Origin of the sequence: Pseudomonas sp. PvP009 (assembly GCF_017832995.1) — a bacterium.
Taxonomy (GTDB): Bacteria; Pseudomonadota; Gammaproteobacteria; order Pseudomonadales; family Pseudomonadaceae; genus Aquipseudomonas; species Aquipseudomonas syringae.
In genome coordinates, this window is sequence record NZ_JAFIBG010000001.1 from 2,683,307 (window position 1) to 2,699,496 (window position 16,190).

1 protein-coding gene is annotated in these 16,190 nt (G+C 62.1%); it reads left to right on the plus strand.

Annotation, left to right across the window (positions count from 1 at the left end):
- Positions 1–46: 46 nt before the first annotated feature.
- Positions 47–16,186, plus strand: a complete 16,140-nt coding sequence (locus JOE29_RS11605) for a non-ribosomal peptide synthase/polyketide synthase (protein WP_210079529.1) — start codon at positions 47–49, stop codon at positions 16,184–16,186.
- Positions 16,187–16,190: the final 4 nt, after the last annotated feature.

The following is a 16,190-nucleotide window of genomic DNA, read 5'->3' on the forward strand; positions in this document are numbered from 1 at the left end:
CCTCGATTGGAGACGCCCCACTGATCCGGAAAACAGGTGTTACGCAATGGATTCCTCGCCCGAAAAGCTATCCGCGCAAGCCTGCGCTTCTCACGAACTGGCTTCGGTTCAGCAAGGTATCTGGCTCGATCAGATCGCACACCCGGAATTGCCCTACTACAACATCGGCATGTCCCTGGATATCCGTGGCGAGATCAACATCCCGCTGTTCGAGAAGGCCATCCAAATGGTCGTCGACAGCCATGACGCCCTGCGTCTGAGCTTCAGTCACGCCGACGGTTTCGGCCGTCAGCAGGTGCTGCCAGAAGTCAGGTTCACACTTGAGGTGGTGGACTTTTCCGAGGCGGATGACGATGCCGGTCTGGCAATGGACTACCTGCGCAAATCCTTTCAGCAGCCCTTTGAATCACTGAACGGACAGCTCTGGGAGTCGCGTCTGGTGCGCTGCGGACCGCACCATTACTACTGGTTCAACCGCTTCCATCACCTGGTGGTCGACGGTATCGGTGCGGTGCTGGTCGGGCATGCCGTGGATAATGCTTACAACGGCTTGCTGGTGGGCAATGAAGACGTTCCCGAGGGGCCTTCCTACCTGTCGTTCCTCGAAGAAGACAGAGCTTATCTGCAATCGGGTCGCTACGAGCGCGACCGCCTGTTCTGGGAGCAAACCTACGCACAACTCCCGCCGTCACTGCTGCAACGCCGCGCCGACTTCAAGGCAGGCCTTGCCAACGTGCTGGCTCCCAGTACCCAGGTTCAGGCCATGTTGCCCCGGGCCCTCTACAGTGCCCTCACGAAGTTTGCCAGCGAACGCAGTCTGTCCATGGCGCATTTATTGGTCAGCGTGATCGGTACCTACTTCTGCCGCACCGTGGGGGTCGATGAAATCGTCGTTGGCATGCCGGTACACAACCGCACCACTGCACGACAGAAGACCACGGTCGGCATGTTCTCTTCGGTCAGCCCGATTCGCCTGGCGTTCGATCCCCAAGGCTCGCTGGTGGAGCTGATGAATACCGTCGGGACACAACTGCGCAAGACCTACCGCCACCAGCGTTTCCCCATCGCTGAGCTCAACCGCAGCCTGCATCTGGCACACGCCGGGCGACGCCAGTTGTTTGATGTTTCGCTGTCGTTCGAAAGCTTCGACGGCGACGCAACATATGGACAAAGTACCCCGGCACGCGTGCTCATGCTGGACAACGGCTACGAGCAGACGCCCATGGCGATCTTCGTGCGTGACTACCATCCAGCCGAAGACGTACACCTGGATTTCAACTTCAACACCGCCTATTTCACCTTTGAAGAAGTCCAGCGCATACAAGAGCGCATTTTCGCGATGCTCGAAGCGGTACTGGAGCACCACGAGACGCCCTTGGCACACTTCCCGCTCATCGGCGAGGACGAGCACCAGCACCTGCTGACGTTCAACGACACGGCTCATGCCTACCCCCGTGACCTGCTGATCCATCAACTGATCGAACAACAGGCCGCCCAGCGCCCGAATGCCTGCGCCGTGAGCAGCGACAGCGGACCGCTGCTCACCTACGCCGAACTCAACCAGCAGGCCAACCAGCTCGCTCATCGCCTGATCGAGCTGGGTGTGGAACCGGACTCGCGGGTTGCGGTAAGCCTGCGTCGCGGCCCGGAAATGGTCGTGGCGTTGTTGGGTATTCTCAAGGCCGGTGGCGCCTATGTGCCGATTGATCCTGACCTGCCCAGCGCACGTCAGGCCTATATGCTCAGCGACAGCGCCCCGCGTGCCGTGCTGACCCGCCATGACCTGCTGGACGACCTGTCGGCGCTGAATAGTACCGTGCCAGTGCTGGTCCTCGATGACCACAATGACAGTGCGCAACTCGCCGCGCAGCCAACCGGCAACCCGGATGCCAAAGTCCTGGGTCTGCAGCCCAATCATCTGGCCTACGTGCTGTACACCTCGGGCTCTACCGGTACGCCTAAAGGCGTGATGAACGAACACCTGGGCGTGGTCAACCGCCTGCTCTGGGCCCGCGACGCCTATCAAGTGGACAGCAGTGATCGCGTGCTGCAAAAGACTCCGTTCGGTTTCGACGTCTCGGTCTGGGAGTTTTTCCTGCCGCTGCTTGCCGGTGCCGAACTGGTCATGGCGCGCCCCGGTGGCCATCAGGAGCCGGACTACCTGGCTCAGGTCATGAGTGATGCAGGTATCACCCTGCTGCACTTCGTACCGTCGATGCTCGACCTGTTTTTGGAACACCGCTCTTCCTGTGACTTTCCGCAGCTGCGTCGCGTACTGTGCAGCGGCGAGGCCTTGCCACGCAGCCTGCAACGACGCTTCGAGCAACAACTGCAGGGTGTCGAGCTGCATAACCTGTATGGCCCGACCGAAGCGGCTATCGACGTTACAGCCTGGGAGTGCCGCCCGACAGACCCCGGCGAAAGCGTGCCTATCGGTCGCCCGATTGCCAACATTCAGATGCACGTGCTGGATGCCTTGGGTCAGGTCCAACCGCTGGGTGTGGCCGGCGAGCTGCACATCGGCGGCATCGGCGTGGCGCGGGGTTACCTGAACCAGCCAGAGCTGAGCGCCGAGCGTTTTATCGCCGATCCGTTTTCCAGCGACCCGCAGGCACGCCTTTACAAAACCGGCGATGTCGGTCGCTGGCTCGCCAATGGCGCATTGGAATACCTGGGCCGCAATGACTTTCAGGTGAAGATTCGCGGCTTGCGTATCGAGATTGGCGAAATCGAGGCCGCCCTCGCCTTGTGCGCCGGTGTGCGCGAAGTGGTAGTGGTTGCCCGCGCCGATGATCCAGCGCAACCGGACAGCAAGCGCCTGGTCGCCTACCTGTGTGGCGAACCGGCCCCTGCCGAACAACTGCGTAAAGAGTTACTCAAGCACCTGCCCGAATACATGGTTCCCAGTGCCTTTGTACACCTGGACAGCCTGCCGCTGACGCCAAACGGCAAGCTCGATCGCAAGGCGCTGCCTGCACCGGATCTTGATTCGGTGATCAGCCACGGCTACGAAGCGCCGGTGGGCGATATCGAGGTCGCTCTGGTCAATCTCTGGCAAGACTTGCTGGGCCTGACCGGGGTCGGACGCCGCGATGACTTCTTTGAATTGGGCGGTCACTCGTTGCTGGCCGTGCGCTTGATTTCGCAGATCCGCCAGCAACTGGGCGTCGAGCTGAGTCTGGCGACGTTGTTTGCCCACCCCGAACTGACCGACCTGGCTCAGGTCATCGCCCAAGCCGGGCGCAGCACCTTGCCGGACATCCTGCCGGTGGCGCGCGATCAGGACTGGCCGTTGTCGTTCGGCCAGCAGCGTCTGTGGTTTCTGGCCCGGATGGAAGGCGCCAGCGCGGCCTATCACATGCCCGCCAGCCTCAGCCTGCGCGGTGCGCTGGATAGCGTGGCCCTGCAACGGGCACTGCAACAGCTGGTAGCGCGCCATGAAGGCTTGCGCACCACGTTCATCCAGGGCGCTGACCAACAGCCACTGCAACGTATCAGCCCTGTGGACAACGGTTTCAACCTGCAAACGCACGATTTGCAGGGCGTGCCGGATGCCGAGCACACGCTCCAGGCGCTGGCTGGCGAAGAGTCCTTGCAACCCTTCGATCTGGAACAGGGTCCATTGATTCGCGGCCGCCTGATCCGCATGGCTGCCGACCATCACGTGTTGTTGCTGACCCTGCACCACATCGTCTCCGATGGCTGGTCGGTGGGCGTGCTGACCCGAGAAATGGCTGCGCTGTACGCCGCGTTCAGCCAGGGTCAGGAAAGTCCACTGGCGCCAATGCCGCTGCAATACCTGGATTACGCCGTGTGGCAGCGCCGCTGGCTCAGCGGTGATCTGCTGCAAGAGCAAACCCGCTACTGGCAGCAAACCCTGGCACATGCTCCGGCGCTGTTGATGTTGCCTACCGACCGGGTGCGTCCGGCGCAACAGGATTACGCGGGCGCCGCCTTGCCCATCGCCTTCGACGAACAGTTGACCCTTGGCCTCAAGGCTCTGAGCAAACGTCACGGCACGACGCTGTATATGACTGTCATCAGCGCTTGGGCGGCACTGTTGGGCCGTCTGGCCGGACAGGATGATGTGGTTATCGGCTCTCCGGTGGCCAATCGCACGCGCAGTGAAATCGAAGGTCTGGTCGGTCTGTTCGTCAATACCCTGGCTATCCGCGTTGACCTCAGTGACACACCCACCGCAGAGACGCTGCTGGCGCGGGTCAGGCAGCAGACCCTTGAGGCACAGGCGCACCAGGACCTGCCGTTCGAACAAGTCGTTGAAGTCATCAAAGCGGTGCGCAGTCTGGCGCACAGCCCGGTGTTCCAAGCGATGTTGACCTGGCAAGACACCAACGACATGAACTTCGTGCTCGGTGATCTGCAACTGGAAAGCCTGAGCCCGAGCAACACGCTGGCCAAGTTTGATCTGTCGCTGGACATCGGCGAAGCGCAAGGCCGTCTGCTGGGCACGCTGGAGTACGCCACGGCGCTGTTCGATGAAAGCACCATGGCCCGCTATCTGGGCTACTTCCAGCGTTTGCTGGAAGCCATGGTTGCCGATGAGCGGCAAGTGCTGGAACAGGTGCCGTTGCTCGATGCGGTTGAACGTGAGCATCTGTTGCTGACACTCAACGCGACCGACGTGCCCTATCCGCAGGACAGTACAATTCATCAACTGTTCGAAGAAAAGGTTCAGGCGCAGCCCAACGCTATCGCCGTGGCTTTTCAAGCGCAGCGCTTGAGCTATGCCGAACTGAACCGCCAGGCCAACTGTCTGGCTCATCACCTGATCGGCCTGGGCATCGGCGCGGATGATCGTGTTGCCATCTGCGTTGAGCGTGGCGTGGAAATGATGGTCGGCCTGCTCGGCGTGCTCAAAGCCGGCGGTGCGTATGTGCCGCTGGATCCGGCGTATCCGGCGGAACGTCTGGCCTACATGATTCAGGACAGTACCCCGTCGGTAGTATTGACGCAGCGCGCATTGCAGGACCGTCTGCCCGCACTGGCGGTGCCGCTGGTGCTACTCGACGACGATCAGCGCGACACGTTCACCGAGCGCAATGACAACCCTGTGGTGGCAAACCTCGACGTGCGCAACCTGGCGTATGTGATTTACACCTCAGGCTCCACCGGTAATCCGAAAGGCGTGATGATCGAGCACCGCGGGCTGGTCAACTACAGCGTCGATGCAGCGCGTCTTTTCGGCCTGTCCCCGGCCGACACTGTGCTGCAGCAGAACACCCTGAACTTCGACCTGTCGGTGGAGGAGATCTTCCCCGCCCTGCTGGCCGGTGCCACGTTGGCGCCAAGCCGCGACATTTTCGGCAGCGAAGGCTCTGAAGATTACGGCATTCATCCGACCGTCCTGCACTTGACCGCTGCTCACTGGCACACTCTCGCCGCCGAATGGCACAGCCAGCCACACGTCGCCGCGCAACGCTTGCAGCACGTTCGGCTGATCAACGTGACCGGCGACGCGCTGTCCGCACAAAAGCTCAAGCTATGGGATGAAGTGCGCCCGGCACACACGTTACTGATCAATACCTACGGTCCGACCGAGGCCACGGTGTCTTGCACCGCCGCTTATGTCAGTCACGATGCGGTAGCGGGCAGCGAAGGCAGCGGCAACGCAACCATCGGTAAACCGATGGCCAACACCCGCATCTACCTGCTCGACGCCCATCAGCAGCCAGTACCGTACGGCGTGGCCGGTGAGATTTTCATCGGTGGCGACGGTGTGGCACGCGGCTACCTCAACCTTGCCGAGGTCAATGCAGAGCGTTTCCTGGCTGATCCGTTCAGCAACAGCGCGGATGCGCGAATGTACAAAACTGGCGACCTGGCGCGCTACATGGCCGATGGCCGGATAGAGTACCTGGGCCGTAACGACTTCCAGGTCAAGGTGCGCGGTTTCCGTATCGAACTGGGTGAAATCGAAACCCGTCTCGCCAACTGCGCCGGGGTCAAGGAAGCTGTGGTCATCGCGCGCGAAGATCGCCCTGGCGACAAGCGTCTGGTGGCCTATGTCGTCGCCAAGCCACAGGCGACCCTGGATGCCGCCGGCCTGCGTGCCGAACTGGCGCCGCAACTGGCCGAATACATGCTGCCAGGCGCGTTCGTGATCCTTGACGCCTTGCCGCTGACACCCAACCGCAAGCTCGACCGCAAGGCCTTGCCGGTGCCTGCGGATGACGCTTACGCCAGCCGTACCTACGAAGCGCCGCTGGGCGAGATCGAGCAGATTGTCGCAGGTGTCTGGCAAGACCTGCTGGGCATCGAGCAGGTCAGCCGCCATGACCGTTTCTTCGAACTGGGTGGTCACTCGCTGCTGGCCGTCAGTCTGATCGACCGCCTGCGCAAGCAGGGCCTGAACCTCAGCGTAAGCACCGTGTTCACCGCGCCCAGCGTGCGGGAAATGGCCTACTCCATCAGCCAGAACACGCAAACCTTGTTCCACGCACCGGCCAACCGCATCCCGGCCGGCTGCACGCAGCTGACCCCGGACATGTTGCCGCTGGTTGAGTTGAGCGCCGCGCAGATCGAACTGATAGCCGCCGCCGTTCCTGGTGGTGCGGGCAACATCCAGGACATTTACCCGCTGGCACCGCTGCAACAGGGCATCCTCTTCCACTACTTGCTGGACCATGAAGGCGACGCGTACCTGGTGCGCTCGATGATCGAGTTCGACAGCCGTGCGCGTCTTGACGCCTTTCTTGAAGGGCTGCAAACGGTCATTGACCGCCATGACATCATGCGCAGCTCGGTGCATTGGAGTGGCCAGCCGCAAGCCGTGCAAGTGGTCCATCGCCAGGCACAACTACCGGTGCATACCCTGACGCTGACGCAGGAAGAAGACGCACTCAGCCAACTGGATCGTCTCACTGATCCACGGCACATGCGCCTGGACCTGCAACAGGCGCCACTGATGCGCGCCTGCATCGCTCGCGACCCGCACTCCGAATGCTGGCTACTGGCGCTGATGGATCACCATATGATCAGCGACCACGTCACTCAGGAGATCGTGCTAGAGGAAGTTCGCCTGTTGATGCAAGGCCAGGGTGCCGACCTGCTACCCGCACAGCCTTATCGTGAATTTGTCGCACAGACCCTGGTCACCCCTTCCGAAGCTCACGAAGCCTACTTCAAGCGCCGTCTGGCTGATGTCGAGTCGCCCACTGCGCCTTTCGACTTGCTGGAAGTTCAGGTCGATGGCAATGGCATCGAAGAAGCGGACGTGTCACTCGACAACGCTCTCAATGAACTTATCCGGGCTCAGGCGCGGGCGCGCGGCATCGCACCGGCGGTCCTGTTCCATGTCGCCTGGGCTCAGGTACTGGCGCGGTGTACCGCCCGCGATGATGTGGTGTTCGGCACGGTGGTCACTGGCCGTCTGCAAGGTACGGCAGGTGCCGAGCGTGCCATGGGCATGTTTATGAACACCCTGCCGGTGCGCATGCAGCTTGCAGCGCAAGGCACCCACGAACTGGTCATGGCTACCCACCGTGACCTTAGCGAGTTGCTGGCCCACGAACAGGCGCCACTGGCCCTGGCCCAGCGTTGCAGCGGTGTGGCCACGGCGGTGCCGCTGTTCACCACCCTGCTCAACTACCGGCATCAGGGCCGCGACAGCCGCTTGCAATGGCCGGGCCTGCGCCTTCTCGACAGCGCAGAACGGACCAACTACCCGCTGGACTTGACGGTCAACGATTACGGCGATGCATTCAGCCTGATGATTCACAGCGTGCCCTCGGTGGAGCCGCAACGCCTGGTCGCCATGATGCAGCGTGCACTGGAGCAATTGGCCAAGGCGTTGGCGCACGCGCCAGACACCGCTATCACACAACTGGATGTGCTGCCCACCGCCGAGCGCACCCGGTTGCTGGAAACCTTCAACAAGACTACGCAGGACTACCCGACAGACCGGTGCATTCATGACCTGTTCGAAGCGCAGGTCGAGGCGCAGCCCGACGCCATCGCCGTGGTATTCAACGCGCAGCGCTTGAGTTATGCCGAACTGAACCGCCAGGCCAACCGTCTGGCCCATCACCTGATCGGTCTGGGTATTAGCCCGGATGACCGGGTGGCGATCTGCGTCGAGCGGGGCGTGGAAATGATGGTCGGTCTGCTCGGCGTGCTCAAAGCCGGTGCCGCTTATGTGCCGCTGGACCCGCACTTCCCCCTCGATCGCCTGGCCTACATGCTGGAAAACAGTGCGCCGGCAGTGATCCTTACCCAACACGCGCTTCACTCGGTACTTCCGGCGAGCAGCGTACCGGTGTTATTGCTCGATCCTGAGCATGCCGAATGCGAAGGATTGCTTGCCCAGCCTGATCACAACCCGCTGCGCACCGAACTGCTGCCTGAGCATCTGGCTTATGTGATTTACACTTCCGGTTCCACCGGACTGCCGAAGGGCGTGCAGGTCAGCCATCAGGCCCTGAGCAACTTCCTCCATTCCATGCAACAGCAACCGGGGCTTTCGGCACACGATCGCTTGCTGGCGATTACCACCATTTCCTTCGACATCGCTGCGCTGGAGCTGTATTTGCCCTTGGCCAACGGTGCTTGCGTGGTCCTGGCTTCCCGCGAAACGACCATGGACGGTGTGCAATTGCAGCACTTGCTTGCCGAGCAGCACATCACGGTGATGCAGGCCACTCCAACGACCTGGCAAATGCTGGTCAATAGTGGCTGGGCGGGCAAACAGGACTTGCGCATTTTCTGCGGCGGCGAAGCTTTGCCGCGAAGCTTGGCGCGTGAACTGCTGTCGCGCAGCAGCGAGCTGTGGAACCTCTACGGTCCTACCGAAACCACCATCTGGTCTTGCGTCGAGCGTGTCGATGAGCTCGGTGAGTCGGTCACGGTGCCGATTGGCAAACCGATTGCCAATACCCGCCTCTATCTGCTCGATGCACAGCAGCAGCCGGTACCTCAAGGAGTGGCCGGTGAACTCTACATCGGTGGCGCGGGGGTGGCGCGAGGCTACCTGAACCGCAACGACCTGACCGCCGAACGCTTCCTCACTGACCCGTTCAGCCAGGACCCGACGGCACGCATGTACCGCACCGGCGACCTCGGGCGCTATTGGGCGGACGGCACGCTGGAGTACCTGGGGCGTAACGATGATCAGGTGAAAATTCGCGGTTTCCGCATTGAGCTGGGTGAAATCGAAGCGCGTCTGGTGGCCTGTCCAGGAGTCAAGGAGGCGGTAGTGATCGCCCTGGAGGGCCGTCCCGGGGAAAAACGTCTGGTCGCTTATGTGGTCGCCCAGCCCGCGACAACCCTGGACGTGGCAGCGCTGCGTGCCGAACTGGCGTCGCACCTGGCAGAGTACATGCTGCCCAGTGTCTTCGTGATGCTCGATGCACTGCCGATGACACCTAACCGCAAGCTCGATCGCAAAGCACTGCCGGCGCCCGGCGCCGATGACTTCGCCCACCGCCAGTACGAAGCGCCCCAAAGCGAGACCGAAGCGCGGCTGGCGGCGATCTGGTCCGACCTGCTGGGTATGGAGAAAATCGGCCGTCACGACAACTTTTTCGAACTGGGCGGTCATTCACTGCTGACCGTGCAATTGCAAGCGCGCCTGCATCAGGACATTGGCGTCGAGATCAACCTGCGCACGCTATTCGGCATGGGCTCCCTGCTGGCGTTGGCCGAGTGTGTGGAGCAAACCGCCCAGTCGCAGGTACAGCCGATTGAAGTGGTCCCACGCACCCAGGACTTGCCATTGTCCCTGGCCCAGCAACGGTTGTGGTTCCTCGATCAACTGGACCACGCCGCCAGCGTCGCTTACCACATGCCAGCGGCCCTGCACCTGCGCGGCACACTCGACCGCCAGGCGCTGCAACGGGCTCTGGACCGTATCGTCGCCCGCCATGAAAGCTTGCGTGCGACTTTCGAACAGCACAACGAAAAAGTCAGCCAGCGCTTTGCTCCCGAAACTATAGGCTTTGCCTTGGCCGAGCACGACCTGCGCAACCTCGCCGGTGATGCACAGCAGGAAATGACACGGCAGCTGAGCGAGGCTGAAGTCCATGCGCCGTTCGATCTGAGCCAGGGCCCGCTGATTCGCGGACGCCTGCTACAACTGGCCGAGGACGAACATATCCTGCTGGTGACCCAGCATCACATCGTCTCCGATGGCTGGTCTGTGGCGATCTTGATTGACGAGCTCAACCGTCTTTACAGCGCGTTCAGCCAGGGCCTCGACGACCCTTTGCCGCCGCTGGCCTTGCAATACGCCGACTATGCCGTCTGGCAGCAACAGCACCTGCAAGGCGAACGCCTGCAGCAACAGACCCGGTTCTGGAGCGAACACCTCAGCGGCGCACCGGCGCTGCTGGAGCTGCCCACAGACCATCCACGCCCGCAGGTGCAAAGCTATAAGGGCGCGACCCTGCCACTGGAACTGCCGGCGCAGCTCAGTCACCGCTTGCGGCAGTTCAGCCTGCAACAGAACGTGACCCCGTTCATGACCCTGCTCGCGGCCTGGTCGATCCTGCTCTCACGCCTGAGCAACCAGCCGCAGGTGGTGATCGGGACGCCGGTGGCCAACCGCACGCGCCAGGAGACCGAAGCCCTGATCGGCTTCTTCGTCAACACCTTGGCCCTGCACGTCGACGTCAAGGCGCACAGCCGTGTGGATCAGTTGCTGGCGCAGGTCAAGGCCATCACCCTCGACGCCTACAGCCATCAGGATCTGCCTTTCGAACAAGTGGTTGAAGCCCTGCAACCGCAGCGCAGCCTTGCTCACAGCCCTTTGTTCCAGGCCATGTTGGTACTGGGCAATACCCCACGGGATCAAGCCCTGACCCTGCCAGGTCTGGAATTGACTGCGCTGCCCGATGCCACCGCCACCACACAGTTCGACCTGACCTTGTCGCTCAATGACGACGGCGAAAGCATTCACGGTCGGTTTGAATACGCCACCGACCTGTTCGACCCCAGCACCATCACGCGCTGGAGTCGCCACTTGTTGCAATTGCTCGACGCCCTGCTGAGTGACGTCACTCAACCACTGGCGAGCCTGCCGTTGCTCGATGCCGAGCAGCGCCGGCAACTGCTGGTGACGTTCAATCCACCCGCCCTGCCCCTGGACGAGCACCTGCAACGTCTGCCGCAGCGTGCCTTCGAAGCACAGGCAGCGCTGACGCCGGATGCCGTGGCGCTGGTCTGCGCAGGGCAAACCCTCAGTTACGCCGCTCTGAACGCCGAGGCCAACCGCATCGCCCACCGTTTGATTGCGTTGGGTGTACGCCCCGACGACACCGTTGGTCTCTGCGCCCTTCGCAGTCCGCAAATGGTGATCGGGCTGCTGGGGATCCTCAAAGCTGGCGCCGCCTATGTGCCGCTGGACCCTCAATACCCGGCGCAGCGCCTGACGCACATGCTGACCGACAGCGCGCCAAAGGTACTGGTTATCCAGCAAGGGCTTGACACGCTGCCACTGCCGGAGGGCCTGGCCACGCTGGAGCTGGGCTGTCCGTCGCTGCAGCACGTCGCCGATCACAACCCGCAGGTCGCAGAGTTGAACTTTGGTCACCTGGCCTATGTGATCTACACCTCAGGCTCCACCGGGCTGCCTAAGGGAGTGATGGTCGAGCTTCGGGGCCTGCGCAATCTGCTGGACTGGTACATCGACGACCTGGCGTTGAATGCCGAGGATGCGGTTTTGCTGGCTTCCTCCTACAACTTCGACCTGACCCAGAAGAACATCCTCGCACCGCTGATGGTCGGGGCTGCGCTGCACCTGGCCGAGGAGCCGTTCAACCCGGACGCCATCGTTGCGCAGATTGCCGCTGCCGGTATTACCCACCTCAATATGTCGCCCAGCGCTTTCCACGCCCTGGTAGACGCCGATACTGATAAATCCATGGCGTGCCTCAAGCGCGTGGTGCTGGGCGGCGAGCCGATTCAGATCAACATGCTGGAAAAGCTCGGCCTGCCGCGGCCAACCGTGATCAACAGCTACGGCCCGACCGAGTGCAGCGATGTGGTTGCCTGGCACGTGGCCGATTCTGACCTGGCGATCTACCACGACCGTTCGATGCCCATCGGAAAGCCGATCCGCAACATGCAGCTGCATGTACTGGACGATCACGGCCAGTTGTTGCCTGTGGGCGTGCGCGGAGAGATTCATATCGGTGGCGTGGGCGTCGCCCGTGGCTACCTCAACCTGCCGCAACTGAGCGCCGAACGCTTCGTTGCCAATCCGTTCGCAGACCACGCAGACGCCCGTTTGTACAAAACCGGCGACATCGGCCGCTGGCTCCCCGACGGCACGCTGGAGTACCTGGGACGCAACGACGATCAGGTGAAAATCCGTGGGCTGCGCGTCGAACTGGGTGAAATCGAAGCCGTGCTCGGCAGCTTGCCGGGTGTTCGTGAAGCCGCGGTGATTGCCCGCGATCACCAGAGCGAACACGCCAACGACAAGCGTCTTGTGGCCTATCTGTGTGGTGAACCGGCCGCAGCGGAGCAACTGCGTGCCGAGCTGCTGAACCGTCTGCCCGAGCACATGGTGCCGAGTGCCTTTGTGGTGCTCGACGCCCTGCCCCTGACGCCCAACGGCAAACTCGACCGCCGCGCGTTGCCCGAACCGGGTCCGGACGCTTACGCGAGCCGTGCCTACGAGGCGCCTGAAGGGCCGGTTGAGCAGGTTATTGCACAGATCTGGGAGCAACTGCTGGGGGTTGAACGGGTCGGTCGCCACGACCGTTTCTTCGAACTCGGCGGCCACTCACTGCTGGCCGTCAGCCTGATCGACCGTCTGCGCAAGCATGGCCTGAGCGCTGGCGTACGCACGGTGTTCACGGCGCCCAGCGTGCGTGAAATGGCCCTGGCCATCAGCCAGGACAAACACGTCTTGTTCCAGGCACCGGCCAATCGCATCCCGGCTGACTGCACGCACCTGACCCCGGACATGCTGCCGCTGGTGCAACTGAGCGCCGCCCAGCTTGAACGGGTCGTTGCTGCGGTGCCCGGCGGTGCCGCCAACATTCAGGATATCTACCCGTTGGCGCCGTTGCAGGAAGGCATCCTGTTCCATCACCTGCTCGGCCAGGAAGGCGATGCCTATCTGATGCGCTCAATGATCGAGTTCGATAACCGCCAGCATCTCGATGCTTTTATCGCGGCGTTGCAGGTGGTGATCGAGCGCCATGACATCCACCGTACCGCCGTGCACTGGGAGGGTCTGCCCCAAGCCGTGCAAGTGGTGCAACGTCACGCGCACCTGCCGGTACACAGCATGACCCTCGACAGCGACAAGGACGCGCTGGAGCAGCTGTATGCGATGAGCGATCCGCAGCATCTGCGTCTGGACCTGAATAAGGCGCCGCTGATGCGCGCCTGCATTGCCCGTGATCCACACTCGGAGCGTTGGCTGCTGGCCCTGCTCAACCACCATGTGGCCAGCGACCATGTGACCCTTGAAGTGGTCCTGGAAGAAATCAACGCGATTCTCCACGGCCAGGGCGACAGCCTCCCTGCACCACAGCCCTATCGAGAGTTCATCGCCCAGACCCAGGCCGTTCCGGCCGAAGTCCATGAGGCCTACTTCCGCCGCAGACTCGCCGATGTGGATGCGACCACCGCGCCTTTTGATCTGATGGAAGTGCAAGGCGACGGCAATAACATTGAAGAAGCCGAGGTGCTACTCAGCAGCACGCTGTCCCGACGTATTCGCGCTCAGGCGCGGGAACGCGGGATGACCCCGGCGGTGCTGTTCCATGTCGCCTGGGCACAAGTACTGGCCCGCTGCAGCGGTCGTGATGACGTGGTGTTCGGCACCGTGGTGGCGGGTCGATTGCAAGGTTCGGCAGGTGCCGAACGGGCCATGGGCGTGTTTATCAACACCCTGCCGGTGCGCGTGCAACTGGCAGCCCTTGGCGCAAATGAACTGCTACTCGCGACCCACCGTGACCTCACCGAATTGCTCGACCACGAGCAGGCGTCTCTGGCCCTGGCCCAGCGTTGCAGCAGTGTGGACACGTCGGCACCGCTGTTCACCACCCTGCTCAACTACCGGCACCAGGGCGATGACAGTCAGTTGCAATGGCCGGGCATGCGCATGCTCGACAGCGAGGAACGGACCAACTACCCGCTGTGCCTGTCGGTCAATGATTACGGTAATGACCTCGGTCTGTTGATACACAGCGTGGAGCCCGTGGACCCACACCGTCTGTGCGCCATGACGCAGTGCGCGCTGGAGCAACTTACCGAAGCGCTGGCGCACACGCCGCATGTTCCCCTCCCACAACTGGATGTACTGCCCGGCGCCGAGCGCACCCTGCTGGTGGAGACCTTCAACCAGAACCGCCATGACGGCCCGACGGACTTGTGCATTCAGCATCTGTTCGAAGCGCAGGTGCGCTCGCAACCCGACGCTGTCGCACTGGTCGATGCGCAGTGCAGCCTCACCTATGCCGAACTCAACGCACGGGCTAACCGAATTGCACATCGCCTGATCGAAGCGGGCCTGTGTCCGGACGAACGCGTAGCGCTGCTGGTGGAACGCAGCCCGGAAATGATCGTAGGCATCCTCGCCATCCTGAAAGCAGGCGGGGCCTATGTGCCGCTTGACCCGAACTACCCACAGGACCGCCTGCAACACATGCTCGACGACAGCTCGCCACGGGTTTTGTTGAGCCAGGGCCGCCTGACCGAAGAACTGCCGGCGCTGTCGATCCTCAACCTGCGACTGGAGGACGCACCGGGCAACGACACCAACCCGCAGCTCACAGAGCTGAACTCACGGCACCTGTGTTACGTGATGTACACCTCCGGTTCTACCGGCAAACCGAAAGGCGTAATGGTTGAACACCGCTCTGTATGCAGCCAGATCGGCGCATTGCAGGAACGCTATGGCCTCAACCCGCAGGATCGTGTCCTGCAATTTGCCACCATGACCTTCGACATGTCGGTCGAAGAGATCTTCGGCGCCTTGCTGTCCGGTGCCGCCCTGGTATTGCGTAGCGATGCCTGGATCGCCGGCACTGCGGCCTTTGCCAGTTTGTGCGAGCAATACGCGATTACCGTCGCCAACCTGCCCACGGTCTTCTGGCAACAGATAAGCCGCGATGCCGATGTACCACTGCCAACCTGCCTGCGCCAATTCATGATCGGCGGCGAAGCGGTGGGCAAGCAGGCTGTCGCGCAGTGGTTCGAACGCGAAGGGCATCGTCCGGCGCTGTTCAACGCCTACGGTCCGACCGAAGCCACGGTCAATGCCTCGATTCGCCTGATGGAGCGCGACAACGAGGACTTCCGTTCAATCGGTATACCGGTGCGCAACACGCAACTGTATGTGCTGGATAGCGCAGGCCTTCCCGCGCCGCTGGGTGTGGCCGGGGAGCTGTATATCGGGGGGATCTGTGTTGCCCGTGGTTACCTCAACCGCGCTGAACTGAGTGCCGAGCGCTTTATCGCCGACCCGTTCACAAACGACCCGGCGGCCCGTCTGTACAAGACCGGTGACCTTGCTCGCTGGCGCGCAGACGGCACCCTCGAATACCTGGGGCGCAATGACGATCAGGTGAAGATACGGGGCTTCCGTGTCGAGCTGGGCGAAATCGAGGCGGTGCTGGGTGCCTGTGCCGGTGTTAGCGAAGCTGTGGTGGTTGCACGTGAAAGTACGCCCGGCCAGTCCGACAGCAAGCGTTTGATCGCCTACCTGTGCGGCGACCCTGTACCCGTCGAGCAACTGCGTGCCGCACTGATGGAGGCGCTTCCCGATTACATGGTGCCCAGTGCCTATGTGCATCTGCAGGCCATGCCTTTGACACCCAACGGCAAGCTGGACCGCCTTTCGCTGCCAGCCCCGGGCCAGGAAGCGTTTGCCAGCCGCGCGTACGAGGCACCGCAAGGCGAAATCGAACAGACCATCGCGGATGTCTGGCAAGAGCTGCTGGGTATCGAGCAAGTGGGCCGTCACGACAATTTCTTCGAACTCGGTGGGCACTCGCTGCTGGCAGTGCAAGTCATTCTGCGGGCGCGCGAAACCTTTGGCGTCGAAGTGCCCCTGCGGGGGCTGTTCGAACATCCCTCACTTCTGGCCCTGGCCGATCTGATCACCACTCTGCAACTGGCGCAGTACGGTTCGGACGACCTGATGGACCTGGAACACGAAATGGCTTCGCTTTCCGAAAGCGAACTGCTCTCTATCCTTTCCAAGGATGCTTGATAAA

Excerpts from the sequence above, each read along its gene's own strand:
- JOE29_RS11605 (WP_210079529.1), top strand. The coding sequence starts at position 47 with ATGGATTCCTCGCCCGAAAAGCTATCCGCGCAAGCCTGCGCTTCTCAC.